At 74.1% G+C, this 25,244-nt stretch carries 19 protein-coding genes and 2 pseudogenes; 6 read left to right on the plus strand and 15 right to left on the minus strand.

Annotated elements, in window-relative coordinates:
- Positions 1 to 36 precede the first annotated feature (36 nt).
- The 4 genes and pseudogenes from FXF50_RS30250 to FXF50_RS14975 form a co-directional block, all read right to left on the minus strand.
- A pseudogene (locus FXF50_RS30250) lies at positions 37 to 381 on the minus strand (aminoglycoside phosphotransferase family protein); the annotation flags it as partial.
- A 205-nt stretch (positions 382 to 586) separates the two neighbouring features.
- A complete protein-coding gene (locus tag FXF50_RS14965; RefSeq protein ID WP_148428232.1) occupies positions 587 to 1,390 on the minus strand; it encodes an inositol monophosphatase family protein in 804 nt (267 codons plus the stop codon).
- Between the two features lie 45 nt (positions 1,391 to 1,435).
- Entirely contained in the window at positions 1,436 to 1,885 is a 450-nt protein-coding gene (locus FXF50_RS14970) for an iron chaperone (protein WP_148428234.1), read from the minus strand.
- A gap of 167 nt (positions 1,886 to 2,052) precedes the next feature.
- Positions 2,053 to 3,642 (minus strand): amino acid permease, encoded by a 1,590-nt coding sequence (locus FXF50_RS14975; protein WP_148428236.1) that lies wholly within the window; start codon positions 3,640 to 3,642, stop codon positions 2,053 to 2,055.
- Positions 3,643 to 3,946: 304 nt separating this feature from the next.
- On the opposite strand from FXF50_RS14975, the gene FXF50_RS14980 reads away from it, so the two are divergent.
- Positions 3,947 to 4,834, plus strand: coding sequence for a sulfotransferase domain-containing protein (locus FXF50_RS14980; RefSeq protein ID WP_148428238.1), 888 nt, complete (start codon positions 3,947 to 3,949; stop codon positions 4,832 to 4,834).
- A gap of 20 nt (positions 4,835 to 4,854) precedes the next feature.
- Here the strand turns inward: FXF50_RS14980 and FXF50_RS14985 are convergent, their stop codons facing one another.
- From FXF50_RS14985 to pcaF, 4 genes and pseudogenes are all read right to left on the minus strand, one after another.
- Positions 4,855 to 5,355: a DUF456 domain-containing protein gene (locus tag FXF50_RS14985; protein WP_148428240.1), complete on the minus strand. Its 501-nt coding sequence runs from the start codon at positions 5,353 to 5,355 to the stop codon at positions 4,855 to 4,857.
- Between the two features lie 113 nt (positions 5,356 to 5,468).
- A pseudogene (locus tag FXF50_RS14990) lies at positions 5,469 to 7,610 on the minus strand (putative bifunctional diguanylate cyclase/phosphodiesterase); the annotation flags it as partial.
- 6 nt (positions 7,611 to 7,616) lie between these two features.
- Positions 7,617 to 8,435, minus strand: coding sequence for an SAM-dependent methyltransferase (locus FXF50_RS14995; RefSeq protein WP_148428244.1), 819 nt, complete (start codon positions 8,433 to 8,435; stop codon positions 7,617 to 7,619).
- 139 nt (positions 8,436 to 8,574) lie between these two features.
- Positions 8,575 to 9,780, minus strand: a complete 1,206-nt coding sequence (pcaF, locus tag FXF50_RS15000; RefSeq protein ID WP_148428246.1) for a 3-oxoadipyl-CoA thiolase — start codon at positions 9,778 to 9,780, stop codon at positions 8,575 to 8,577.
- Between the two features lie 105 nt (positions 9,781 to 9,885).
- Between pcaF and FXF50_RS15005 the strand changes: the two genes are divergently transcribed.
- From FXF50_RS15005 to FXF50_RS15020, 4 genes are all read left to right on the plus strand, one after another.
- Positions 9,886 to 10,851: a glutathione S-transferase family protein gene (locus tag FXF50_RS15005; RefSeq protein WP_148428248.1), complete on the plus strand. Its 966-nt coding sequence runs from the start codon at positions 9,886 to 9,888 to the stop codon at positions 10,849 to 10,851.
- Positions 10,844 to 11,467 carry a DUF998 domain-containing protein gene (locus FXF50_RS15010; protein WP_148428249.1) on the plus strand — a complete coding sequence of 208 codons (624 nt, stop codon included), beginning with the start codon at positions 10,844 to 10,846 and terminating at the stop codon, positions 11,465 to 11,467. The genes FXF50_RS15005 and FXF50_RS15010 overlap by 8 nt, the downstream gene beginning before the upstream one ends.
- Before the next feature lie 230 nt (positions 11,468 to 11,697).
- Entirely contained in the window at positions 11,698 to 12,990 is a 1,293-nt protein-coding gene (locus FXF50_RS15015) for a dicarboxylate/amino acid:cation symporter (protein WP_187399682.1), read from the plus strand.
- 59 nt (positions 12,991 to 13,049) lie between these two features.
- Positions 13,050 to 14,117 (plus strand): NADH:flavin oxidoreductase/NADH oxidase, encoded by a 1,068-nt coding sequence (locus tag FXF50_RS15020; RefSeq protein ID WP_148428251.1) that lies wholly within the window; start codon positions 13,050 to 13,052, stop codon positions 14,115 to 14,117.
- Between the two features lie 164 nt (positions 14,118 to 14,281).
- Here FXF50_RS15020 and FXF50_RS15025 read toward each other — a convergent pair whose 3' ends face one another.
- The 6 genes from FXF50_RS15025 to FXF50_RS15050 form a co-directional block, all read right to left on the minus strand.
- The gene (locus tag FXF50_RS15025) at positions 14,282 to 17,776 is read right to left on the minus strand and encodes an ABC transporter ATP-binding protein (protein ID WP_148428252.1); all 3,495 of its coding nucleotides are present in this window, start codon (positions 17,774 to 17,776) and stop codon (positions 14,282 to 14,284) included.
- Positions 17,777 to 17,865: 89 nt separating this feature from the next.
- The gene (locus tag FXF50_RS15030; RefSeq protein ID WP_148428253.1) at positions 17,866 to 18,459 is read right to left on the minus strand and encodes a TetR/AcrR family transcriptional regulator; all 594 of its coding nucleotides are present in this window, start codon (positions 18,457 to 18,459) and stop codon (positions 17,866 to 17,868) included.
- A gap of 10 nt (positions 18,460 to 18,469) precedes the next feature.
- Positions 18,470 to 20,620, minus strand: a complete 2,151-nt coding sequence (locus FXF50_RS30125; RefSeq protein WP_148428254.1) for a YhgE/Pip domain-containing protein — start codon at positions 20,618 to 20,620, stop codon at positions 18,470 to 18,472.
- Positions 20,617 to 21,342, minus strand: coding sequence for an ATP-binding cassette domain-containing protein (locus tag FXF50_RS15040; RefSeq protein WP_148428255.1), 726 nt, complete (start codon positions 21,340 to 21,342; stop codon positions 20,617 to 20,619). Before FXF50_RS15040 ends, FXF50_RS30125 begins: the two co-directional genes overlap by 4 nt.
- 120 nt (positions 21,343 to 21,462) lie before the next feature.
- The gene (locus tag FXF50_RS15045; protein WP_148428256.1) at positions 21,463 to 22,302 is read right to left on the minus strand and encodes a DUF4081 domain-containing GNAT family N-acetyltransferase; all 840 of its coding nucleotides are present in this window, start codon (positions 22,300 to 22,302) and stop codon (positions 21,463 to 21,465) included.
- Between the two features lie 78 nt (positions 22,303 to 22,380).
- A complete protein-coding gene (locus FXF50_RS15050) occupies positions 22,381 to 23,607 on the minus strand; it encodes an MFS transporter (protein WP_148428257.1) in 1,227 nt (408 codons plus the stop codon).
- Between the two features lie 122 nt (positions 23,608 to 23,729).
- Here FXF50_RS15050 and FXF50_RS15055 point away from each other — a divergent pair, with 122 nt between their 5' ends.
- Positions 23,730 to 24,320, plus strand: coding sequence for a PadR family transcriptional regulator (locus FXF50_RS15055; RefSeq protein ID WP_091312311.1), 591 nt, complete (start codon positions 23,730 to 23,732; stop codon positions 24,318 to 24,320).
- Positions 24,321 to 24,377: 57 nt separating this feature from the next.
- Here the strand turns inward: FXF50_RS15055 and FXF50_RS15060 are convergent, their stop codons facing one another.
- The gene (locus tag FXF50_RS15060; RefSeq protein ID WP_148428258.1) at positions 24,378 to 25,199 is read right to left on the minus strand and encodes a class I SAM-dependent methyltransferase; all 822 of its coding nucleotides are present in this window, start codon (positions 25,197 to 25,199) and stop codon (positions 24,378 to 24,380) included.
- Positions 25,200 to 25,244: the final 45 nt, after the last annotated feature.

Genomic DNA, 25,244 nt, shown 5'->3' on the forward strand with positions numbered 1-25,244 from the left:
CGCGGCTGGAAGGCGGTCGCGGTCGGCCGGACCCAGACCGTAGGCGTCGGCCAGAGCCCGCACCTGGCGGCCCTGTTCCGTCGCCGGCCCCCGGTCCGGCCGTGACGAGACGCACCAGGACCACGCCAGATAGCTCACGTCTTCCAACGGGTCGCCGGGCGCCGCGAGGTCGAAGTCGATGAACGCGATCGGTTGTCCGTCCCGGAACACCGTGTTGTTCGGGCCAGGGTCGTGATGACAGATCACCTCACCGCCGAGTGCCGGCGCGAGGTCCCGGGTGGCGTCGTGCAGTCGTCGTAGCAATCTCGCTGCTCGACACACCTGGTCGTCGGTGAAGCGCTGCCATCGTGGCGGAACATGGCCGGGCACGAACGACAACATGTCGCGACCGAGCTGGTCCCACCCCAGATGCCGAGGGCAGCCGTCGAAGCCCTTTCCGGCGAGATGGGCCAGCAGCCGCGCCACGAAACCTGACGCGGGCGAAGCCGGGCGACGCACCGTGTCACCGACGCGGACCACGCCAGAGGTCAGACGCCCGCCGGCCAAGGGCTGCTCCACGCCGTCGCCGGGGATCCCCGGACAGGACTCAGCCCTGTCCGGCACGCTGGCTCTCGACAAGGGCCAACAGGGCGGCGTGGGTCTGCTCGTCGGCGGCCACGACGAGACCGCCCGCCCCGGTGTGCGGGGGCTGGCCGTCGATCCCGGTCACCACACAGCCGGCCGCCTCACAGAGGGCGATGCCGGCCGCGAAGTGGACGCTGTCGCGCAGGTGGCCATCGGTCACGTAGGCGGCGCGCCGGCCGGCGGCCACCCAGGCCACCGCCAGGGTGGTGGAGACGACACGGGGGCGGAACCGCTCGATGAATCCTTGGTCGGCAAGTAACCGGGCGGCCCGGAAGACCCGTTCGTTGGGGAACGGTGGATCGAGGTTGACGTCCACCAGCGTCGACTCGGCCGACGGAGCGAGTTGCTCGTCCACGCCGCCGCGACGCACGTTGGCGCCGGCGCCGTCGGTCCAGAACACCTCGTCGGCGAACGGGTCCGCCGACGCCGCCACGACGACCTGCGTTCCGGTGCGCAACGCGACGTTGACCGAGACCAGCATGTTCCGTACGGCGTAGTTCAACGTCCCGCACAGCGGGTCGACCAGCCAGGTGCGTCCGTTCCCGCCGATGCCCGTGCGCCCGCTCTCCTCCGCCAGCAGCAGGTCGTCCGGCCGGGCCGCCCGCAGGACGTCGAGGATCGCCTTCTCCGCCTCGATGTCGGCCGTCGTGGCGAAGTCTCCCGCGGACTTCTCGAAGCGTGTCAGCGACGCCCCGTAGTGCGAGCGCACGACCGCGGCCCCGGCTGCCGCCGCCTCGATGACCAGATCCCGGTCGTTGATCGACATGCCCGCACAATAGATGCCGGGAGGGCTCGCGGTTGCCCGCGACGGTCAGGAGACCGCGGCCTTCACAAGCGTGACGATCTTCTTCTCCACGGCGGGGCTCCACTTCTGGAGCGCGTACGCGACCGGCCACATGTCCCCGTCGTCGAGGTTGGCCGGGTCCTGGAAGCCCAGGGTCGAGTAGCGGTAGTTGAACTTGCCCGAGTCCTGGAAGAAGAAAACGATCTTGCCGTCGGCGTTCGCGTAGGCGGGCATCCCGTACCAGGTCTTCGGCGACAGCTGCGGGGCGGCTGCGGTCACCGTCGCGTGCACGCGCTCGGCGAGCGCACGGTCGTCCGGCGCCATCTGCGCGATCCGGTCGAGCACCGCCTGGAGGTCGTCGGCCTTCTTGGCGCCCTTCTTGCCCTCGGCGCGCAGCTCGGCGGCGCGCTCCTTCATGGCGGCGCGCTCCTCGGCGCTGAAACCATCGGGCACGGTCGTGGCGTTCTTCGCGGACATTCTCGGGCTCCTTCTTCGCTGTTCAGCTCGGCGTCCTGCCGGCTGCCTGGCAAAAGGCTAGGCCCGAGGGCATCCTGGTCGCTTCTTGATTCCTGATCGGTTAGCCGGCCCCACGCTCGGCGTTCCTCGCCGGCGCCGGGTGAGCCGGCGCCGGCGAGGAGGGCGGTTCAGGCCGGCTCGTCGGCGGGTGCGGCGTCCGCGGCGGGGCGCTGCGCCGGAACGTCCACGGTACGGCGGGGGCCGGTGAACCACTTCCGGGCCGAGGCGTACCACCAGATGGCCACCCCGAGCAGCACCCCGCCGATGGCGAGCGGCGCGTAGTTCACCGCGGTCCAGCTGAACTCCGCGTTGCCGGGCACACCGGCCGGCACGATGGGCAGCACGAAGTAGACGGAGATGATCGCGATCTCGATCACCGCGATCCAGCCGAGCAGCTTGTACCTGCGGCCCAGCGTCCACGGTCCCGGCACGAACCGGTCCCCCATCCGCAGCCGCAGGAAGATCGGGATGAGGAAGGACAGGTACAGCCCGATCACCGCGACCGAGACCACGGCGTAGAAGGCGACCGGCACGCCGGCCTTCTGGTAGAGCGCGGGCAGGGTGAGCACCAGCCCGGCCAGGGTGGCCGCGATGATGGCGTTGACCGGGGTGCCGTTGCGGTCCACGCGGGACCAGAGCCGCCAGCCCGGGACCGCGCGGTCCCGGCTGAACGCGTACGCCATCCGGGACATCGAGGTCACACAGCTCATCCCGCAGAAGAACTGGCCGATGGTGGAGATGATGATGACGGCCTTGAAGAAGAACGGGGTCAGCGCGGACTCGAAGATCGCCCCGGAGAAGCCGCCCGCGGAGTTGATCGCGTCCACGTCGGTGGCCGCGAACAGGAAGGCGAGCAGCAGGATCCAGCCGCCCACCGCCGAATAGAAGATCGACCGCCAGAGGCCCTGGGCGGCGGCCTTCGAGGCGCCCCGGGTCTCCTCGGAGACGTGGGCACAGGCGTCGAAGCCGGTGATCGTGTACTGGGTGAGCAGGAAGCCCAGCGGCAGCACGTAGAACCAGAACGTGAGCCCGCCGGTGTCGCCGTCGCCGAAGCCGGAGTTGTTGAACCGCTCGGTGAAGACGAACTTGAAGCTCTGGTGGTCGTCCGGGACCAGGACCAGGATGAGCACCACGGCGGCCGCGCCGGCCACGTGCCACCAGACCGAGACGTTCTGGAGTACGTCGATGACGTGGTGCCCGTAGATGTTGATGAGCCCGTGCAGGGCGAGGATCACCACGAACAGCCCGAAGGTCTGGTGCGCGGTGCCGGCCCAGCCGTCGAAGAGCGCGGAGAGGGTGAGGTTGAGGAAGGTGGCGCAGCCGTAGTCGACCGAGGCGGTCACCGCCACCAGGCCGATGAGGTTGAGCCAGCCGGTGAACCAGCCGTGCACCGGCCGTCCCATGGTGGCGGCCCACCAGTAGATCCCGCCGGCGGTCGGGTAGGCCGAGACCAGTTCGGCCATGCAGAAGCCGATGATCAGGATGAACAGCGAGATCAGCGGCCAGCCCCAGGAGATGGCGACCGGACCGCCGTTGTTCCAGGCCTGGCCGAAGGTGGTGAAGCAGCCGGCCAGGATCGAGATGATCGAGAACGAGATGGCGAAGTTGGAGAAGCCGCTCCACTTGCGGTGGAGTTCCTGCTTGTAGCCGAGTTCGGCGAGTCGTCGGGCGTCGTCGTCCATCGGTTGCTCGGCGGTCGGCGCGGGCGTCGTGGCCACTGCACACCTCCTCGAGGTGGGTTCCCCGTTGCGAGTGGGCAAAGTGTGATCCCGTCGATCAAGGCGGTCAATACGGCAGCCGTGGGAATCTCACGGCCGGCACGGCTAATTGCGTTGCCGCGCCCGACCGTTCCGGGGCATCCTTGAGCCCGTGACCAGGCCCGATCGCGACGGGCCACCGCCGGGCGCTCGGCAACGCCCGGCCCGCGGCGGCGCGGGGCGTCCACCTCTCTCTCACTTCCGTGCGGCGGTTCGCCGCACCTCGGACGCCCCACGCCGCCGCTTCCTCCGCTACCGTGCGGCGATGACCGCCCCGCGTGCCCGTTACCGCACGGGCCTCACCGACAGCAGCCGGTGGGACGGTTTCGCGTTCCGGCCGGACGACATCGTGGTGAGCACCCCGTCCAAGTGCGGTACGACCTGGGCGCAGATGATCTGCGCGCTGCTGGTCATCGGCACCCCCGAGCTGCCCGCCCCGCTCACCGCCCTCTCGCCCTGGCTCGACATGCGGCTACGCCCGATCGAGGAGGTGCGGGCGACCTTGGACCGGCAGACCCACCGGCGCGTCATCAAGACGCACACCCCACTCGACGGCCTGCCCCCCGCGCCCGGCGTGACGTACGTGGTGGTGGGGCGCGACCCGCGCGACGTCGCCGTGTCGATGAGCCACCACCGGGCCAACCTGGACGGCTCGGTCCTCGCCCGCCTCTTCGCCGTGGCCGGACCGGAACAGGAGGGGCCCCGGCAGCCCCGCCCGAGTGACCCGCGGCTCCGGGTGCTGGAGTGGATCGACCAGGACCTGCGTGAGACCGTCTGGCACCTGGCCGACGCCTGGTCGCGCCGCGACGACAGCCAGGTGGTGCTGCTGCACTACGCCGACCTCTCCCGGGACCTGGCCGGTCAGATGCGGCTGGTCGCCGCCCGACTCGGTGTCGACGTGCCCGAATCGCGCTGGCCGGAACTGGTCCGTGCGGCAACCTTCGGTGACATGCGGCGGCGGGCAGGTCAGCTCGCGCCGGACGAAGGGCTCGGCCTCTTCTCCGACAACGACCGCTTCTTCCGCAGCGGCTCCTCAGGACAGTGGCGGCAGCTCCTCACCGAGGCCGACGAGGCCCACTACCAGCGCCGGCTGGCCGCACTGGCCCCGCCGGACCTGCGGCAGTGGCTGCACCACGGCAGCGGCGGGGCATAGCCGCAGGCCCACCGCCGGCTTCAGGCGAACAGCAGCCCGGCCACCCAGAGCACGGCGATGACCAGGCCGGCCCCGAACTCGACCAGCATGGACAGCCCGGCCGCCTTGAGCGCCTGCACGGTGGCCGGCCAGGCGAGCTGGTTGCTGCCCAGCCGCAGCCGTTCGGCGCCCCAGATCCCGCCGATGAAGCCGATCGGCAGGCCGACCACCGGGATGACGAAGAAGCCGACCAGGCCGAGCAGCCCGCCGGCCAGCAGCGACGTGGTGGGCACGCCGGTCCGCTTCAGGTTCCGCCCCGGCCAGAGGTACTTGACGACGACGCCGCCGAGGGCGACCACGGTGGCGGCGGCCAGCACCGCCCAACGGCCCGGGCCGGCGTCGCCGAAGAGCGCCCAGACCAGCACGCCGCCCCAGCAGAGGGGCAGCGCCGGCAGCCCGGGCACCACCACCCCGGCCAGGCCGGCGACGATGGCCAGCGCGGCCACCACGGACACCACGGCCTGCGAGTCGCTGAGGCTCACCGCGTCTCCTCCCCTGCGGCGCGGGCCTGCGCCCGCTCGGCTCGCTGTTCCGGCAGATGGGCGGGCAACTCCGCGCCACCGAAGGCGTCCCGGCGGGGTGCCGCCGCGGCGGCCAGCCGGGCGCGGATGTCGGCGGCGGGCATCGGTGGGCCGAACCAGCGGCCCTGCCCGGTGTCGCAGCGCAGCGACCGCAGCCGCTCGGCCTGCACCTCGGTCTCCACCGCCTCGGCGGTGACCCACAGCTCCAGCGCATGGGCCAGCCGGACCAGCGCGTCCACGATCCGCTCGTCGCGGTGGTCGGCGACCGCGTCCGCCCCGTCGGCCCGGATTCCCTCGACGAACGGGCCGGCCAGCTTCAGGCACTGGATCGGCAGCCGCCGCAGGTACGCGAGGTTCGAGTAGCCGGTGCCGAAGTCGTCGATGGCCAGCCGGATCCCGAGGTCGGCGAGCTGGTGCAGGGCGCGCAACGGCTCCCCGGCGGTGCCCATCACGGCGCTCTCGGTCAGCTCCAGTTGCAGCAGCTCGGCGGGGAGCCCGGTGCGCTGCAACGCCTCGGCGACGGTCTCCACGATGGCCGGGTCGTCGGCCTGCCGGGCGGCCAGGTTCACGCTGACCACCAGCTGCGCCTCCGGGTACGCCCGCCGCCAGCTCTCCGCGTCCCGGCACGCCTGCCGGAGCACCCAGGCGCCGAGCCGGACGATGAGGCCGGTCTCCTCGGCCAGCCCGATGAACCGGTCCGGGCCGATCAGCCCCAGCTCCGGGTGCTGCCAGCGGACCAGCGCCTCGACCGCCACCATCGAGCCGTCGAGCAGCGAGACGATCGGCTGGTAGTGCAGCACGAACTCGCCCCGGTCCAGCGCGGCGGGCAGGTTGGCGGCCAGCGCGGAGCGGGCGATGTCGGCGGCGCTGCGCTCCGGGTCGTAGACGGCCCAGCGGCCCCGCCCCTCGGCCTTGGCCCAGTAGAGCGTGGTGTCGGCGGCCTTCATGAGGTCGGACACGCTGGTCTCGGCGGCCGGGCACTCGACGATGCCGATGCTCGCCGAGACGGCGAGCTGCTGGTCGCCGACGTGCACCGGGGCGGAGACCGCGGCCAGGGCCAGCTCGGCCACCTCCACCGCGTCGTCGAGGCCGCCGCCGGAGTCGACCAGGATGACGAACTCGTCGCCGCCCATCCGGGCCACCAGGTGGCCGCGGCCGGACGCGCAGTCGGCCAGCCGCCGGGCGATCACCTTGAGCAGCCGGTCGCCGAGGTCGTGGCCGAGGCTGTCGTTGATCGCCTTGAAGCCGTCCAGGTCGATGAAGCAGAGCCCGACCCGCTGCTCCGGCTCGGCGGTGTCGAAGAGCTGGCCGAGCGTGTCGAAGAAGAGCGTCCGGTTGGGCAGGCCGGTGAGCGGGTCGTGCAGCGCCTGGAAGCGCAGCCGCTGCTGGAGCTGGTAGCGCTCGGTGATGTCCTCGATCATCGCCACGGTGAACCGGGGGCGGCCGTCGTCGTGGCGGATCAGCGAGACGGCGAGGTCGGTCCAGACCACGCTGCCGTCCTTGCGGTGGTAGCGCTTCTCCACCCGGGCGCTGTCCCGCTTGCCCTCGATGAGCTCCTGGTAGAGCTCCCACATGCCGGCGGCGTCGTCGGGGTGGAACAGCCCGTCCACGGTGATCTCGCGCAGCTCGGCCATCGTGTAGCCGAGCATGTCCGCGAACGACTGGTTGACCTCGATGATCCGCCCGTCCACCCCGGCGATGCCGATGCCGATGGCCGCCCCGGTGAACACCGCGCGGAACCGGGCCTCGCTGTCGCGCAGCGCCTGCTCCACCGCGTCCCTGGCCTGCCAGGCCGAGCGGGCGATCCGCTCCTGCTGGCTGAACACCCGGTCGCGCAGCGCCCGGCTGAAGCCGGCGGCGAACGCGCCCTGCATGGCGGCGATCCGCTCCCGCACCTCGGGCGCCTCCACCAGGGTGGGCAGCACCCAGGGCAGGAGGCGGTCACCGAGCGCCTGCACCGACCAGTCGAGCACCCCGGGCTCGGTGAGGTGCGCCTCGACCAGGGCCCGCCCGACGTCCTCCGCCGGCTGGGCGGAGAACGCCGGGGCGAGCAGGGCCCGGCCGAGACGGACGGTGTGTGCCAGCAGCAGCCGCTCGGTCTCGGCCGCGCTCAACGGCACGAAACCGATGCGCCGCACCGCCCGGGCCCACTCGGCGGCGTACGCCGCGGCGCCCGGCCGGCTGACGTCGCCCCCGTCGGGGTCCGGGGCGCGCATGTCGGCTCAGCCGGCGGTGCGGTCGTGCCGGGCGACGCCGCCGAACGCACCGAACCGCTCGGGGTGCTCGTCCACGTCGGACGGCGAGTCGGGCCGCCAGAGCGGCATGTGCACGACCCCCGGGTCGAGGACCGTCCAGTCGCCGAAGTAGCCGGTGATCTCGGCCCGCGAGCGCAGCGTGATCTCGGTGGCGGTGCGCGCCGACAGCCGCTGCGCGTCGAGCATCTCCTGCGGCTGGTCCTCGAAGGTCGAGTGCGAGATGACCAGGAAGCTGCCGGGTGCCGCGGCGGCCCGCAGGGTGGCCAGGATGTCCCCCGGCCGGTCCTCGTCGCGGATGAAGTGCACCACCCCGGCGAGCAGGATGCCGACCGGGCGGTCGAAGTCGATCAGGCCGCTGGCCCGGGCCTGGTCCAGGATCAGCTTCGGCTCCCGCAGGTCGGCCAGGATCGCGGTGGCCCGGTCGTTGCCGGCGAGCAGTTCCCGGCTGTGTGCCACGGCGACCGGGTCGATGTCGACGTACACGATCCGGGCCTCGGGGTTGGCCGCCTGGGCGACCTCGTGCACGTTGCCGACGGTGGGAATCCCGGAGCCGACGTCGAGGAACTGGTCGATGCCGGCGTCGAGCAGCACCCGGACGGCCCGGCGCAGGAACTCGCGCCCGGAGCGCATGGTGGCCGCCAGGTTCGGCGTCATGGCGGCGATCTGCTCGGCGAGCTGCCGGTCGATCTCGAAGTTGTGCGCGCCGCCGAGGAAGTAGTCATAGACCCGGGCCGCGCTCGGCCGGGTCAGGTCGATCTCGGCGGGAAGTCCGTCCGGCGTCTGCATTCGCTCGGTCCCCCAGGTCGTCGCCGCGGGTGGCCCGGCAGCCGGGCCGACCCCGCGGCATGGTGCGGTCCACACCACTCTATGCGCGCGCTCCCAGGAACGGGATATCCACTGTCGACGGTTGCCGGGGCCGCTCGCGTCAGTCGGCCGACTCCAGCAGCAGCGAGATGCCCTGCCCGACGCCGATGCACATGGTCGCCAGGGCGCGCCGCCCGCCCCGCCGGCGCAGCTCCAGGGCGGCGGTGAGGGCCAGCCGGGCGCCGCTGGCGCCGAGCGGGTGGCCCAGCGCGATGGCGCCGCCGTTCGGGTTGACGTGCTCGGCGTCCTCGGGCAGCCCCAGCTCGCGCAGCACCGCCACCGACTGGGCGGCGAACGCCTCGTTCAGCTCGATCACGTCGAGGTCGGCCAGGCCGAGGCCCTGCCGGTCGAGCAGCTTGCGGGTGGCCGGGACCGGGCCGATGCCCATGATCCGCGGCGGTACGCCGGCCGCCGCCGACCCGGTCACCCGGGCCAGCGGGGTGAGGCCGTACCGCTCGACGGCCGCCGCCGACGCGACCAGCAGGGCCACCGCGCCGTCGTTGACGCCGGAGGAGTTGCCGGCGGTCACCGTGCCGCCCTCGCGGAACGGGGTGGGCAGGGCGGCCAGCTTCTCCAGGGAGGTCTCCCGGGGGTGCTCGTCGGCCTCGACCAGCTTCGTGTCCCGCTTGCCGGCCGGCACGGTCACCGGCACGATCTCCTCGGCCAGTCGGCCGTCGGCCTGCGCCTTGGCGGCGCGCTGCTGCGAGCGGTACGCGAACTCGTCCTGCGCGGCGCGGTCCACGCCGAAGTCCGCGGCCACGTTCTCCGCCGTCTCGGGCATCGAGTCGATGCCCCACCCCTTCTTCATGAGCGGGTTCACCAGCCGCCAGCCGATGGTGGTGTCGTACACCTCGGCGGCGCGGGCGAACGCGGCCGTGGCCTTCGGCATCACGAAGGGCGCCCGGCTCATGCTCTCCACCCCGCCGGCGACCAGCAGGTCGGCCTCCCCGGCCACGATGGCCCGGGCGGCCGTGGCGAGGGCGTCCAGGCCGGAGCCGCAGAGCCGGTTGACCGTGCTGCCCGGCACCTCCTCGGGCAGCCCGCCGAGCAGCGCGGCCATTCGGGCCACGTTGCGGTTGTCCTCACCGGCCTGGTTGGCGCAGCCCAGGATCACGTCGTCGGTGCGGGCCCAGTCCACCGAGGGGTGGCGGGCGACCAGCTCGCGGATCACATGCGCGGCCAGGTCGTCGGGGCGGACCCCGGCGAGGGCGCCGGCGTACCGGCCGATCGGGGTGCGGACACCGGCCACGAGGTATGCGACGGTCATCGGCGCTCAGTCCTTCGGGGGTGGGCGGGGGTGGCGGGCCGCCCGCCGGGTCTCGGGGACGCCCGGCGCCAGGATATCCGCGCCCGGAACGGATAGGTTGGCCGCATGGTCCGGGCCCAGTTCAGCGCAGAGAACTCCGGCGGCGGCGCGTTCGTCCGCCAGCCCAACCGGTTCACCGGTCGGGTCACCCCGCACTCCACCTCACCGGAGGGTGGCGGCCCCGACGACCAGGGTCGCTGGCCGCTGGAGGCGGGCCGCTACCGCCTCATCTGGTGCCGGGCCTGCCCCTGGGCGCACCGGGCCCGGATCGTGCGCGGCCTGCTCGGCCTCGACGAGGTGATCTCGCTGGGCACGGTCGACCCGATCCGGGACGAGCGGGGCTGGCGGTTCAGCCTCGACCAGGACGGCTTCGACCCGGTGCTGGGCATCGGCTTCCTCAGCGACGCGTACCTGGCCACCGACCCCGACTACACCGGCCGGGTGACCGTGCCGGCCCTGATCGACACGCTGACCGGCCGGGTGGTCACCAACGACTACCCGCAGCTCACCCTCGACTTCTCCACCGAGTGGCGGCGGTTCCACAAGCCGGGTGCGCCGGACCTCTACCCGGTCGAGCTGCGGCCGGAGATGGACGCGCTCATGGCGGAGATCCACCGGGACGTCAACAACGGCGTCTACCGGTGCGGCTTCGCCACCTCCCAGGAGGCGTACGACGAGGCGTACGTGACGCTGTTCGCCCGGCTGGACGCGCTGTCGGAGCGGCTGTCCGGGCAGCGCTACCTGATGGGCGAGCGGATCACCGAGGCCGACGTGCGGCTCTTCACCACGCTGGTCCGCTTCGACGTGGCGTACCACGGGCACTTCAAGTGCAACCGGCAGAAGCTCACCGAGATGCCGGTGCTGTGGGCGTACGCCCGGGATCTTTTCCAGACCCCGGGCTTTGGCGAGACGGTGGACTTCGACCACATCAAGCGGCACTACTACGCCACCCACGAGATGATCAACCCGACCCGGATCGTGCCGCTCGGTCCCGACCTGTCCGGCTGGACCACGCCGCACGGGCGTGGCTGACGCCGACGTCCTCCGGGCCGCCGCCGCGTCCGCCGCCGCTGGCTGCGTCGTGGCCGGGGCGGTCGCCGTGACGGTCGCCGTGGCCGCCGGTCCCGGTCCGGGCCTGACCGGGTACGTCAGCGAGGCCGGCGTCACCGACAGTGGGTACGCCGGGGCGTACCGGATCGGGGTGTTCGCCCTGGCGGCGGCGCTGCTGCTGCTCGCCGCGGCACTGCCCCCGGCGCTGCGGGCCGCGGCTGCGCTGCTGCTGGCCGGCGCCGCCGGCACGGCGCTGTCCGGGGCGGTGGCCTGCTCCACCGGCTGCCCGCTGCCGCCGTTCGAGGCCGCCACGGTGGCCGACCTGGTGCACGGCGGCGCGAGCATCGCGGCCACCGCCGCGGTGGTCTTCGCCATGCTGGCGGTGCTGCTGTCCCCGGCGGCGGGCCGGGCGCTGCGCCGGATCGCCGGGGCGGCCGCGGCCCTGGCGCTGCCGCTGTCCGGGGCGGTCGGGCTGGCCATGCTGCTGGTCGGGCGCGGCGGGCTGGTCGGGGTGCTGGAGCGGCTGCTGCTCGGGGTGGCCGCCGGGTGGGGGCTGGTCACCGCCGCCGTGCTGGGTCTGGCGCGCCGCCGATCGTGACGAACGGCGCGGATCACCCCCTGTAAGGAGCGTCACGCCTCTCGCTCCTTCCACCTGGGAGCCGGCTGGGAGTAGCGTCGCCAGGCGATGACCAACGTCTGGCACCTCACCGTGCGCCTGTATGTCGACCTCCGACTGCAGGCCAGCGGCATCTGTCCGGCGCAGCCGCTCTCCTGACGCTGCCCCGTTCACCCCACCCAGACCTTGGACAGATCCCCATGGCTTCCGCCCTGCGCAAGTTCCCCTTCTCCGTGCAGATCCTGCTCGGCCTCGTCCTCGGCGTGGCGCTCGGCTTCCTCGCCCGCGCCAACGACGTCGCCTGGCTGACCAGCACCCTCCACACCGTCGGCGGCCTCTTCGTCCAGCTGCTCAAGCTGGCCGTGCCGCCGCTGGTCTTCACCGCCATCGTGGTCAGCGTGGTCAGCCTCCGCGGCGTGGCCAACGCCGCCCGGCTGGCGCTCAAGACGCTGCTCTGGTTCGGCATCACCGCCCTGATCTCGGTGGCCATCGGCATCGGCCTCGGCCTGCTCACCAACCCGGGCAAGGGCGTCACCCTCGACCTGGCCGGGGCCACGGCGCCGAAGAAGACCGGCTCCTGGACCGACTTCCTCACCGGCATCGTGCCCACCAACCCGGTCGGCGCGTTCGTCGAGGGCAACGTCCTCCAGATCGTCTTCCTCGCCCTGGTGGTCGGCGCCGCCGCGCTGCTCATCGGCGAGGCCGCCGAGCCGTTCGTGACCCTCAACCGCTCGGTGCTGGCCATCGTGCAGAAGGCGCTCTGGTGGGTCATCCGGCTCGCCCCCATCGGCACCCTCGGCCTGATCGGCAACGCCGTCGCCTCGTACGGCTGGGACCTGCTGGCCCCGCTCGCGAAGTTCACCACCGCCGTCTACGTCGGCTGCGCCATCGTGCTGTTCGTGGTCTACCCGCTGGTGCTCGTCGCCGCCGGCCGGCTCAACCCGCTGCGCTTCTTCGCCGGCGCCTGGCCCGCCATCGAGCTGGCCTTCGTGTCCCGCTCCTCGGTGGGCACCATGCCGGTGACCCAGCGCTCGGTCGAGCGCCTCGGCGTCCCCCGCGAGTACGCCTCCTTCGCCGTGCCGTTCGGCGCCACCACGAAGATGGACGGCTGCGCCGCCATCTACCCGGCCCTCGCCGCGATCTTCGTGGCGCAGGTCTTCGGGGTGCACCTGGGCGTCACCGACTACCTGCTGATCGCCTTCGTCTCGGTGGTCGGCTCGGCCGCCACGGCCGGACTGACCGGCGCGATCGTCATGCTCACGCTGACCCTCAGCACGCTGGGCCTGCCGCTGGCCGGCGCCGGCCTGCTGCTGGCCATCGACCCGATCCTGGACATGATCCGCACCGCCACGAACGTGGCCGGCCAGGCCCTGGTGCCGACCGTCGTGGCCGCCCGCGAGGGCACCCTCGACCGCGCCGCGTACGAGTCGGCCGGCAAGCGCGACCTGGTCGACCCGGACGAGGCCGACCGCCCGGCGGAGCGGCTCGCTCCCGTCCCCGCCTGACCTGACTGATCGAGGAGGGCCCCGACCGGGGCCCTCCTCCGTCGTTGGAGGATCACCCCATGAGTGCCCTGTTCACCCCGCTGACCCTGCGCGGCGTCACCCTGCCCAACCGGGTGGCGCTCGCCCCGATGTGCCAGTACAGCGCCGGCCCCGACGGCCTGCCCACCGACTGGCACCGCGTCCACCTCGGCTCCCGCGCGGTCGGCGGCGCCGGACTGATCATCACCGAGGCGACCGCCGTGGTGCCCGAGGGCCGGATCACCCCGCAGGACACCGGCCTCTGGTCCGAGGCGCACGTCGAGGCGTGGCGACCGATCACCGCGTTCATCGCCGCCCAGGGTTCGGTGCCGGCCGTGCAGCTCGCGCACGCCGGGTTCAAGGCGTCGACGTACCGGCCGTGGGCCGGGCACCGCGGCGGCGTGCCGGACACCGAGGGCGGCTGGACCCCGGTCGGCCCCGGCGCCGAGCCGTTCCTGCCGGACTACCGCACGCCGGCCGCGCTCGACGAGGCGGGCATCGCCGGGGTGGTCGAGGCGTTCGCCACCGCCGCCCGCCGGGCCCTCGACGCCGGCTTCGCCGCCGTGGAGATCCACGCCGCGCACGGCTACCTGCTGCACGAGTTCCTCTCCCCGCTCACCAACCACCGCACCGACGGCTACGGCGGCGACCGGGCCGGCCGGATGCGGCTGACCCTGGAGGTGGCCCGCGCGGTCCGCGCCGCGGTCGGCGAGAGCGTGCCGGTGCTCACCCGGATCTCCGCCACCGACTGGGTGGACGGCGGCTGGACCGTCGAGGACAGCGTCGTGCTCGCCGGCGAGCTGGCCGCCGCCGGCGTGGACCTGGTGGACGCCTCCTCCGGAGGCGCCTCGGCCGCCGCGAGCATCCCGATCGGGCCCGGCTACCAGGTGCCCCTGGCCGCCCGGATCCGCCGCGACGCGGGCGTGCTGACCGGGGCCGTCGGCCTCATCGTCGAACCCGAGCAGGCCGAGCAGATCGTCGCCGGCGGCGAGGCCGACCTGGTCCTCCTGGGCCGGGAACTCCTCCGCGACCCCTACTGGCCCCACCGCGCCGCCGCCAAGCTCACTCCCACGGCCACCTGGCCCAACCAGTACACCCGCGCCTTCTGACGGGCCGGCTGCCCGCCCCCGACCCCGCGTTGATCATGAAGTTAGCGGCGGAAACCGGTCCGGTTTGTCGCCGCTAACTTCATGATCGCGCGGGCGGGAGGGCGGGGCGGGCGGGAGGGCGGGGCGGGCCGGGCGGCGCGGGGGCGGACCGGAACGGTCCGCGGTCAGCCGGCCAGGTGGCCCCAGCGGGGTTCCAGGTCGTGCCACGGGCCTTGAGCCGCCACCGTGCCGTCGACCAGGACCACCACGTGGTCCGCGCGGACCAGCGCGGCCCGCTTCGCGGTCGAGCCGACCACGGTCACCCCGTGCTCGCGCAGCGCGGCCCAGAGCGCCAGCTCCGTCGTCACGTCCAGCGCGGACGAGACGTCGTCGGCGACCAGCAGCTCCGTACGCGGCGCGAGCGCCCGGGCCAGCGCCAGCCGCTGGAGCTGGCCGCCGGACAGCCGGGTGCCCTTGTGCCCGATGAGCAGGCCGAGCCCGCCACCGGCCGCCGCCAGGTCGTGGTCCAGCTGGGCGGTCGACACCGCGCCGGCGGCGTCCACCTGGTGCCCGAGCGCGATGTTGTCGGCCACCGTGCCGGAGAGCACCCGGGGCAGCTGCCCCACGTAGCCGACCTGGTTGGGGCGGAGGAACAGCTCCGGCTCGGTGACCGGCTCGCCGTTCCAGCGCAGGGTGCCGGTGTGGTGCACGATCCCGGCGAGGGCCCGCAACAGCGAGGACTTCCCCGCGCCGACCGGCCCGACCACCAGCACCAGCTGCCCGCGGTCGACCGTCAGGTCGACGTCCCGGACGGCCAGGGTGCCGTCGGAGTGCAGCGCGCCGAAGCGGGTCAGCTCCAGCCGGCGCAGCGGGTGCCGGGGCGGGGGCTCGGGCGCCGGGGCGGTGCCGGCGGCCAGGTCCAGCCCGGGCACCGTGGCCGAGTAGGTGGCCTCCCCGGTCATCGCCACCGTCCGCCGGGTCCACACCCGGGCCGACGGGTAGTGCGAGACCAGCGAGGCGGTGGTCCAGGCGAACCAGCGGGCCGCGCCGAGCGTGGAGACCGCGACCAGGGTGGCGCCGGCGGAGAGGCCACCGGCCAGGTAGAGCGCCCAGGCCCCGATCGGCAGCAGCCCACTGGCGATCGACGGGGTGGACCGGGCCCACACCTGCATGGCGATCTCCCGGCGCTGCCGGTCGCTGCGCACGGTGTCCAGCTTCGCGAGGTGGTGCAGCACCGGGCGGGTGGCGCCGGCGAGCTTCACCGTACGGGCGGCGGAGAGCGAGGACACCAGCGCGGTGGCGAAGGCGGCGCGGGCCTTGACGGTGCCGGCGGCCGTGCGCTCCAGGCGGGGCCCGAACAGGGTCGCCGCCAGCCCGGAGACCACCATGGTCCCGACGAAGAACAGCGCGGGTACGAAGCTGCCGGTCACCAGGGTCATGGTGATCACGATGGCCAGGGAGATGAACTGGTCCATCAGGTTGTCGGCGAGCTGCACCACCCGGTCGGTGTCGCCGCCCTGGGCCACCACCTCGGCCGGGGTGTGCCCGCTGACCCGGCGGGCCCCGGTCTGCCCGTGCACCAGCCGCGCGCTGATCCGCAGCATCTGCCGGATCCACCACTGCGGGAACCACAGGTTCGTCAGGTACGGCAGCGGCAGCACCACCAGCAGCGCGGCGACGATGCCGAGCGCCGGCAGCCACGGGTCTCCCCCGCCGACCACCTCGGCCCAGAGCCACGGCAGCACCGAGCCGTCCAGCCCGAGCAGGGTCATCACGATGAACAGGCAGACGGAGACCAGCCCGTACCGCGGGTCGTTGGTGCCCAGCCGGAGGATCTCCCGCAGGGTCCGCGCGGGCGGTGGGGCGGGCAGCGGCGGCGGGTCGGTACGCGGCACCGCGACCTGGCGCGGCACGGTGGCCGGCTCGGGCGGTGCGGGCGGCTCGTCGGGCCACCCGTCGGGGCCGTCCAGCAGTTCCACCCCGCCGCGGCGGGCGCCGGCGCCCGCGAAGGCGCTGGCGTGGCTGGTGGCGAGCAGTTCGGCGAAGCGGGCCGACTCGCGCAGCGGGCCGGCCTCCAGCACCGCGCCGTCGGCCATCACGACGACCTCGTCGCAGCGGCGCACCGAGGAGAGCCGGTGCGCGATGACGATGCCGATGCGGTCGGTGAGCAGCCGTTCGGTGGCCTGGCGTACCCGGTTCTCGGTGACCGGGTCGAGCCGGGCGGTGGCCTCGTCGAGGATCACCACGTGCGGGTCGCGGACCAGGATCCGGGCGAACGCCACGAGCTGCTCCTGCCCGGCGGAGAGCACGTGCCCGCCCTCGCCGAGCCGGGTGTGCACGCCGTCGGGGAGTTCGGCGATCCAGCCGGCCAGCCCCAGCTCCTCCAGCGCCCGGGTGGCGTCGTCGAGCAGGTCGGGGTCGAAGAGCGCGACGTTCTCGGCGAGGGTGCCAGCCAGGATCTCGGTGCGCTGGGGCACCACGGCGATCCACCGGCGCAGCGCCTCGACGTCGAGGTCGACCAGGTCGGTGTCGCCCAGGAAGACCGTGCGGGGCGGCACGTCCACGGCCCGGGTGAGCACCTTGGCCAGCGTGGACTTGCCGGATCCGGTGCGGCCGACCAGGGCGTACGACCGGCCGCGGGCGAAGGTGAGCGTGACGTCGCGCAGCGCCGGCCCGCGATCCTCGCCGCTGGCGGGGTAGCGGAAGGTGAGTCCGCGGACGGTCAGGTCCCCGTCGACCGGGGCGGCGCCGCCGCTCGGCTCCTGCCGGGAGTCGGCGAGCAGCTGCACCCGCGCCCAGGCGCCGAGCGCCTGTTGCAGGTGCGGCACCCAGCGGGCGATGTGCTCGACGGTCGCGCCGAAGGCGAGGGCGAGCAGCCAGATCGCGGTGAGCCGGGCGGCGTCGACCCGGCCGGTGGCCAGCGCCCACGCGCCGGCCAGGACCACGGCGGCGATGCCGACCCGGACGCCGCCGGCGGCCAGCGCGGTGACCCGGGCGGACAGCCGGAACACCCGCCCACCTCGGGAGATCACCTCGGCGGCCCGCCGGGCGTAGAGGCGCAGCACGTACGGGCGGGCCAGGCTGGTGCGCACGTCGTCCTGGCCGTGCACCGCCTCCTCCATGACGGCGGCCAGGTCGGACCAGGCCTCCTCCTCGACCATCCGGGCCGGGGCGATCCGGGCGGTGGGGCGGCGCAGCGCCACCCCGAGCAGGGCGGTGAGCAGGATCATCCCGACGCCGGCCGGCCACCAGACGACCAGCGCGCTGATCGTGGCGAGCAGGCAGACGGCGACGCCCTGGACGAGCCGTACGCCGGTGTTCCGCATCTCGGCGGCGACCTGGTAGACGTCGTTGTCGATCCGGTCGAGCAGCTCGCCGACCGGGGTGGTCTCCAGGGTGGGCAGGTCCTGCCCGAGCGCGACCCGGCAGAGCCGGCGGCGGACGTCGGCGGACCAGTCGGCGGTGAGGCCGGCCATCAGCAGGCCGATGAGCAGGTCGCTGACCACGGCGGCGACCAGCGCCACGGCCAGCGCGGTGAACCACCCGAACGAGCGGTGCACGAGCACCGGCCCGGCCAGCGCGGAGGCGGCGGCCTGGCCGCCGGCGCCGAGGAGGATCAGCAGCAGGACGACCGCCATCCGGCGCGGAGCGGTGGCCCGGAGATCGCGGAGCAGGCGCATGGACAGTCCTCCGGACTCAGGTCGGTGGGGGCGGTACCCCCAGCCTCACCCGGCCGGCCTGGCCACTCAAACGATTTACCGCTCCGGTGTCACGTCTGGGCGACCCGGCGGACGATGCCGAGCAGCGCCTCCTGCACGTCCTCGATGGGCCGCTCGGGCTGGAAGACCAGCCAGTCCACGGCGACCACGAGCCCGACGCCGAACAGCGCCGAGCTGGCCGTGCGCACGTCCAGGTCGGCGGGGAGGTCGCCGCTGGCCACCCCGGCGCGTACGGTCTCCGCGATCACCTCGATGGCCTCGCCGCGCAGCAGCCGCAGGGTCTGCTGCCACTCCCGGTTGGTGCGCCACATCTCGGAGAGCAGGAGCTGGGCGAAGGCGCGGTAGCGGCGGATGTACTCCAGCTCGGCGCGGACCAGCGCGGCCAGCGCCTCGCGCGGCGGCAGCCCGTCGACGGCGGCCCGGAAGTCGGCGGTGAGCAGGCCGATCCCGTGCCGCAGCAGCTCCTCGAAGAGGACCGTCTTGGACTCGAAGTTGTAGTAGACGGTCCCCTTCGCCACCCCGGCCCGGGCCGCGATGTCGTCCACCGTGGTGGCCGAGAAGCCCTGCTCGGCGATGAGTTCCACCGCCGCCACGAAGAGGCGCTGGCGGGTGTCCTCCCGCCGGCGGGTGCGTCCGTCCGTCACCCGCCCATCCTCACATGGTCAGTTCGGGGTGCAGCTTGGCCGGGGTGAGCCGGCGGGAGCGGCGCGCGGCGCCGACGGCGAGCGCCATGGCGCCCATCCCGAAGGCGAGCAGCACCAGAGCCCCGGTGACCACCGGCCCGGACGGCCCGCCGTTGATGGTGTGCCGCAGGCCGCCCACCACGTACGTCATGGGCAGCCAGGGGTGGATGGCCTGGAAGAAGCCCGGTGAGGTCTGCACCGGGTAGGTGCCGCCGGAGGAGGTGAGCTGGAGCATGAGCAGGGCCAGCGCGGCGAGCCGGCCGGCGGGGCCGAGCGCCACGCCGAGCAGCTGCATGATCGCGGTGAACGCCAGCGAGGTGAGCGCGAGCAGCCCGAAGGTGGCCGGCCCGTGCCGGGGGTCGAGGCCGAGGGCCAGGGTGACCACCGTGTAGAGCACCGTGACCTGGGCCAGCCCGATCGCCGCGGCGGGCAGCCAGCCGGCGAGCACGACCCGCCAGCCGGGCGCGTCGGACATCACGTGCCGCCGGTTCACCGGCCGCAGCAGCATGTACGTGATCATCGCGCCGACCCAGAGCGCCAGGGCCAGGAAGTACGGGGCGAAGCCGACGCCGTACGAGCCGGCGGGGTGGTCGGAGTGTCGGATCAGCCCCACGGGGTCGCCGAGGATGTCGGAGCGGCTGTCCGCGTCGTCGTACCCGGGCAGCTTCCTCTCCCCGGCGGCGAGCCCGTCGGCGAGGTCGCCGGCGCCGCCCTCCAGCTTGGTCAGCCCGTCGGCGAGCCGGTTGCTGCCGCTGCTGAGCTGGGCCAGGCCGCCGTCGAGCTGCCGGGCGCCGGTGGCGAGCCGGTAGAGGCCGCCCCGGAGCTGGTCGGCGCCGTCCGCGGCGTCACCGAGTCCGTCGCGCAGCTCGGCGCTGCCCTGCGCCAGGGTGGTCAGGCCGCTGGCGAGCTGGTCGACCTTGGCCCGCGCCGAGGCGACGTCGTCGGCCAGGTGCGGCGCGGCGGCGGCGACCTCGCGGGCGGTCTTCGCGACCTCGGTCATCTGCTTCCTGAGCGCGGCGAGGTCGGTCTTGTCCAGCGCGGCGGCCATGGCCCGGGCGGCGGTGACCGCGTGGTCGGCGGCCTTGCGGGCGGCGACCAGGTTCGGGTCGTCGGCGAGTTCCGGGTGCTCCGCGACCAGCGCGTCGAGCCGGTCGCGCACCTTCTCCGCCTGGCCGACCACCTCGTCGGCCCGGGCCGGCAGCGCGTCGAGGCCGTCGGCGAGCGCCTGCGCGCCCTCGGCGACCAGGGTGGCGGCCCGCTGGATGTCGCCGGCGTTCTTGCGGAGCAGCGGTTCGTACTTGTCGGCCGCCGCGTCGACCTGCTTCGCGGCGGCGCGGGTCTCGGTGGCCGCCCGGTTGGCGCCGTCGGCGATCTGCGCCGCCCCGGTGTAGAGCTGGTCCAGGCCGGTGGCGAGCTTGGTCGCACCCTGCACCGACGTGTTGAGCCCGCCGGCGAGCTGCCCGGCGCCGTCCTCGGCGGTGCCCAGCCCGTCGGCGAGCTGGCCGGCGCCCTGCTGGGAGGTGCCCAGCCCGTCGTGGATCTTGCCGGCGCCGTCGGCGGCCCGGCCCGTCTCGGCCTTGGCGTCGGTGAAACCGATGAGCATCTTGTCGAAGTACGACGCGGCGGTGCTCTCCGCGGCGGCGGCCCGGATCTCGCTGAAGGCGGAGCGGGCGAGCAGCCCGGACAGGTAGTTGGTGGCGTCGTCGTTGACCACCTTCAGCTCGCCCCGGCGGGCCGGTCGGTCCGGCTCGGGGCTGGCCGCCAGGGTCGCGGAGAAGTCCGCCGGGATGGAGAAGACCAGGTGGTAGCGGCCGTCGCGGAGCCCTTCGGTGGCGTCGTCCTGGTCGGTCACCGTCCAGCCGAAGACCTTCCGGTCGAGCAGTTCGTCGGTGAGGTCCCGGCCGGCGTGCACCTCGCTGCCGTCGCTCGCCTTCGCGGGCCGGTCGGCGTTGACCAGGGCGACCGGGATCCGGTCGAGGTTCCCGTACGGGTCCCAGAACGCGTAGAGGTAGAGGGCGCCGTAGAGCAGCGGGATGACGGTGAGGACGGCGAGCGCGGCGCGCGGCAGCCGGCCCCGGGTCATCCGGCGCAGCTCGAACAGCGCGAGTCGAAGGACACTCATGCGGTCACCTCGGGGGTCAGGTCCGCCTCCGCGGCGGCGCGGGGGGCGACGAGGGCGGGGCCGGGCAGGGTCGGGTCGCCGATCCGGTGGGTGATCGCGGTCGCGCCCGGCTCGACGGCGCGGGCGCTGGCGACCACGGCGTACCCCTGATCGGCGAGGCGGGACAGGGCGGTCCAGATCCAGGCCCGCTCGGGGGCGTCGGCGCCGGCGTCCACGTCGTCGGCGACGATCAGGTTCGGGCCGCTGAGGCTGGCCAGCACGAGCCCGAGCACCTGCCGCTCGACGGGGGTGAGGTCGCGGCCGTACCGGTCGGGGTCGAGCGGGGCGTCGGTGAAGCCGGCCCCGGCGATCGCGGCGGCGAAGGCGTCGCGGCGGTAGGCCCGCCGGGCGCGCACGGCGGCGACCGGGACGAGCTGGCGACGGCGGCGCGGCACCGGCCCGAGCAGCAGCAGCCGTTCCTGGATGTGCTCGGCGACGGTCAGGGTGGGGTCGGGCTCGTGCACCCCGGCGACCTGCCCGAGCGCGGCGGGGCCCCGGCGGCGCAGCTCCCCGTGGGTGTGCGGGAAGCGGCCGGCCAGGGCGAGCAGCAGCGAGGTACGCCCGCTTCCGGGCGGCCCGGTGACCGCGTGCAGCTCGCCGGCCTCGGCGCTGAGGTCGACGTCCCGGTAGACCCAGCCGCGGCGGGTCCGCAGCCCGAGTCCGTTGGCCTCGACGATCTTCATCGCACCGTTCCCCGACTTCTAAACTGACCGGTCAGTACAAAAACATGCCCAGCATAGCGTCGGGTGTCCGGTTCGTGGCAAGGCGATGTCGCGTGATCCCGGCCATGCCGGGGGCTGTGGTCAGAACAGCACGGTGGCGAGCGTGCCGACCGGGCGGAACCCGCAGCGCTCGTAGACCCGACGGGCGGGCAGGTTGAAGTCGTTGACGTAGAGGCTGACCGAGGGCGCCACGCGTTCCAGCGCGTCCCGCACCACGGCCGCCATGGCCGCGGTCGCGATGCCCCGGCCCCGCCACTCCGGCGCGACCCAGACGCCCTGCACCTGGGCGGTGCGCCGGGTCACCACGGCCAGCTCGGCCTTGAAGATCACCTTGCCGTCCACGAACCGGGCGTAGGCCCGGCCCGCGCGGACCAGGTCGCCCACCCGCCGCCGGTAGCCGCGCCCGCCGTCCTCGACCAGCGGCGACACCCCGACCTCCTCGGTGTACATGGCCACCGCCGCCGGGAAGAGCCGGTCGACCTCACCGCCGCGCACCCGGCGCACCTCGGGGTCGGGCGCCACGGCGGGCAGCGCGTCCGTGGCCAGCAGGGGCTGGTTCGGGCGTACGTCCCGGGCCGGCCCCCAGTAGGCCGAGAGGCGGTCCCAGAGCCCGAGCACCGCGTCGGCACGGCCCACGATCGAGGAGCAGAGCCGCTCCTCGGCGCTCAACTGGTCGGCGAAGGCGGCCACCGCCGACTCCGAGGCGAGCACGGGGGTCAGGTTGCCGCCGAGCCAGCAGATCGACTCCAGGTTGCGGCGCGGACCGTAGCCGAGGATCCGCCCCTCGGCCCGCCACCAGGCCAGCCCGCGCGCCGCGACCCGCTCGGCGACCTGCGCGCCGGCGTAGGGGTCGAGGTCGAGCAGCCGTTCGACCGCACGGCGCTCCGACTCCCCGAGTTGGCGTACCGGCACCGTGAGCACGGATACCAGCCTGCCAGATGCACCCGGGCCCGCGCGGGCCGACCTGAGGACGCCGGACGATCGGTGGTGAGTGGCGGCTCAGCCGACCGGGACCGGCGCCGGGTCCGGCAGGGCGGGCCGGGTCCGGGCGGCCCAGCGCACCACCGGCGGCACCAGCGCCCCGAGCACCAGGAACAGCCCACCGAGCAGCAGCCAGCCCGGCACGCCCCAGCCGACCGCCAGGGTGGTCACCACCACCGGGGCGACCATCGACCCGAGCTGCATGCCCATCCCGTACGCGCCCTGGTACTGCCCCTGCGCGTGGGCGGGGGCGAGCCCGAACGAGATGCCCCAGCCGGCCGCCGCGTGCCACAACTCCCCCACCACGTGCACGAGCGCGCCGGCGAGCAGCAGCGGCACGGCCACCGCCACGGGCACGCCCCCGCCGGCCGCGAAGAGCGCACAGGCGACCGCGATCACCGCGCCGGCCCGGCGGGCCGCCCGGCCGGCGCCGGCGAGGTCCTCGGTGCCCCGGGAGGCACGGACCTGGAAGAGCACCACCACCACGGTGTTGACCAGCAGGCAGGCCGAGATCAGCCAGCGCGGGGCGGTGGTGTGCCCGGCGATCCACAGCGGCAGGGCGATGTTGATGAGGCTGAAGTGCATCGACATGAGCCCGTCGAGCACGGTGAAGGCGAGGAACGGGCGGTCCCGCAGGGCGATGAGCCGCGGCCCGTGGGTGGGCGCGGGCACCGGCGGCACGGGCGGCAGCCGGAGCAGCACCGCCGCGGCCAGCAGGTAGGTGGCGCAGTCGAGCAGGATCAGCGACACGTACGCGGTCCGGGTGTCGGCGGCCAGGCCGAAGCCGGCCAGCACCGTACCCACGGAGATGCCGACGTTGGTGACCGCCCGCAGGTAGGCGCGGGTGCGTACCCGCTGGTCCGGCGGCACCGCGCCGGCGATGAGCGCGCCCCGGGCGCCGCGCGTGGCCGAGTCGGCGACCGCCATGAGCACCCCGACCACCAGGAACCCGGCGAAGGAGCGGACCGCCACGAGCGCGGCGGTGAACCCGGCGGAGGCGAGCAGCGCGGCGAGTTGAAGGCCGCGCGGCCCGAGCCGGTCGGCCAGATAGCCCATGGGCGTGCTGGTCACCAGGCTCACGAGCGCCGTGATGGTGAGCGCGAGGCCGACCTGGGTGACGGTGAGCCCGACCGAGCGGGTGAGGAAGAGCGCGCTGGCCGTGAGCCAGGTGCCCCGGCCGACGGTGTTGATCAGGCTGGAGAGGGCGAGGGTCCGGGAGGGGCCCGGTTCCGGAAGCAGGCGCACGCCGACACCCTAGCAAGACGTACGTACGGTTTGCAGACCCGTCCCACATACTGTCTTGTCGACGATGCATTGCCGATATATCGTCGATGCATCAGTGATAGCCCGACAGAAGGAGTAACCCGATGGGTTTCCACCGACGGATGCACGCCGCCCACGACGAGATGCGGATGCGGGGCTTCGGTTTCCCGCCCGTACCCCCGGGCCCGCCGCCCTTCCCGCCCGGACCGTTCGGTCACGGCCACGGCCGGGGCGGACGGGGCCGCGGGCGCGGCCGCCGGCCCAACGTGCGCGGCGCCGTGCTGGCCCTGCTCACCGAGCGGCCGATGCACGGCTACGAGATGATCCAGGAGATCGACTCCCGGACCGGCGGGGCCTGGCGGCCCAGCCCCGGCTCGATCTACCCGACCCTGCAACTGCTGGAGGACGAGGGCGTCATCGCCGCCGCCGCGGACTCCGACGGCGGGCGCAAGCGGTTCGCCCTCACCGAGCAGGGGCAGGCCGAGGCCGCCGAGGCGGCGCAGACCCCACCCTGGGGCGAGTTCGCCGAGCAGACCGTGAACAGCTGGCACGACATCCGCGACGCCGGCGCGCAGGCCATGAACGCGCTGCGGCAGGTGATGATGACCGGCACCGACGACCAGCGGGCGCGCGCCGCCCAGGTGCTCGACGAGACCCGGCGCAAGCTGTACGCGATCCTCGCCGAGTCCGAGTGAGCCGCCGCTTCGCCGGCCGGGGTGGTCACGGGACCGCCACCCCGGCCGGCGCCGCCGTCAGCCGCTCCGGCGGGCGGTGACGAGCAGGTACTCCCAGCGCATCACCCCGGCCTCGGTGTGCCGCCGGGCCAGGTCGGCCAGGTCCGCGTCGAGGGCGGCGACCCGGTCGGGATCCCCGGCGTTCGCCCCGTACACCGCGATCGTCGGCCCGTAGTGGGCCTTGAAGTAGTCGCGGAACTCCTCCGGGGCGGCGAACCGGTCCACGGTGACCGCCTCGCGACGCAGCACGAGATCGGTGACCCGGTCACCGAGCAGGGCGCCCACGTGCTCCTCGTTCCCCCACAGCGGCGGCGGCTGCGCGCCGGGCGGCGGTGCGGGGGCGTACGGCTTCATGGTGGCGAACAACTGACCGATGAAGCCCTCCGGAGTCCAGTTGACCAGGCCGATCGTGCCGCCCGGCCGGCAGACCCGGACCAGTTCGTCGGCGGCGGCCCGGTGCCGGGGCGCGAACATCACCCCCACGCAGGACAGCACCCGGTCGAACTCGCCGTCGGCGTACGGCAGCGCCTCGGCGTCGGCCTGCTGCCACTTCAGCGTCACCCCGCGCCGCGCCGCGAGATCCCGCCCGATCTCCAGCAGCTCCGGCGTCAGGTCGCTGGCCACCACGTCGGCCCCGGCCAGCGCCGCCGGAACGGCCGCGTTACCGGTGCCGGCGGCCACGTCCAGCACCCGGTCGCCCGGCCCCACGCCGGCCGCCCGGACCAGGGTGGCCCCCAGCTCCGGGATGACCTCGGCGGCCACCGTGGCGTAGCTGCCGAGCGCCCACATCCGCCGGTGGCCGGCCTTCACGGCCCGGTCCTGCTCCACTTCGTCGATCATCATGAGCTCCTCCGTCTCGTCCTGAGGGGGACGGTAGGCAGCGGA

Source organism: Micromonospora sp. AP08, assembly GCF_008085935.1.
Classification (GTDB): domain Bacteria; phylum Actinomycetota; class Actinomycetes; order Mycobacteriales; family Micromonosporaceae; genus Micromonospora; species Micromonospora chersina.

Bases quoted from the DNA above. Each gene is read 5' to 3' on its own strand.
- FXF50_RS14965 (WP_148428232.1), bottom strand. From the start codon at position 1,390: ATGTCGATCAACGACCGGGATCTGGTCATCGAGGCGGCGGCAGCCGGG.
- FXF50_RS14970 (WP_148428234.1), bottom strand. From the start codon at position 1,885: ATGTCCGCGAAGAACGCCACGACCGTGCCCGATGGTTTCAGCGCCGAG.
- FXF50_RS14980 (WP_148428238.1), top strand. From the start codon at position 3,947: ATGACCGCCCCGCGTGCCCGTTACCGCACGGGCCTCACCGACAGCAGC.
- FXF50_RS14995 (WP_148428244.1), bottom strand. From the start codon at position 8,435: ATGCAGACGCCGGACGGACTTCCCGCCGAGATCGACCTGACCCGGCCG.
- pcaF (WP_148428246.1), bottom strand. From the start codon at position 9,780: ATGACCGTCGCATACCTCGTGGCCGGTGTCCGCACCCCGATCGGCCGG.
- FXF50_RS15005 (WP_148428248.1), top strand. From the start codon at position 9,886: ATGGTCCGGGCCCAGTTCAGCGCAGAGAACTCCGGCGGCGGCGCGTTC.
- FXF50_RS15020 (WP_148428251.1), top strand. From the start codon at position 13,050: ATGAGTGCCCTGTTCACCCCGCTGACCCTGCGCGGCGTCACCCTGCCC.
- FXF50_RS15025 (WP_148428252.1), bottom strand. From the start codon at position 17,776: ATGCGCCTGCTCCGCGATCTCCGGGCCACCGCTCCGCGCCGGATGGCG.
- FXF50_RS30125 (WP_148428254.1), bottom strand. From the start codon at position 20,620: ATGAGTGTCCTTCGACTCGCGCTGTTCGAGCTGCGCCGGATGACCCGG.
- FXF50_RS15040 (WP_148428255.1), bottom strand. From the start codon at position 21,342: ATGAAGATCGTCGAGGCCAACGGACTCGGGCTGCGGACCCGCCGCGGC.
- FXF50_RS15055 (WP_091312311.1), top strand. From the start codon at position 23,730: ATGGGTTTCCACCGACGGATGCACGCCGCCCACGACGAGATGCGGATG.
- FXF50_RS15060 (WP_148428258.1), bottom strand. From the start codon at position 25,199: ATGATCGACGAAGTGGAGCAGGACCGGGCCGTGAAGGCCGGCCACCGG.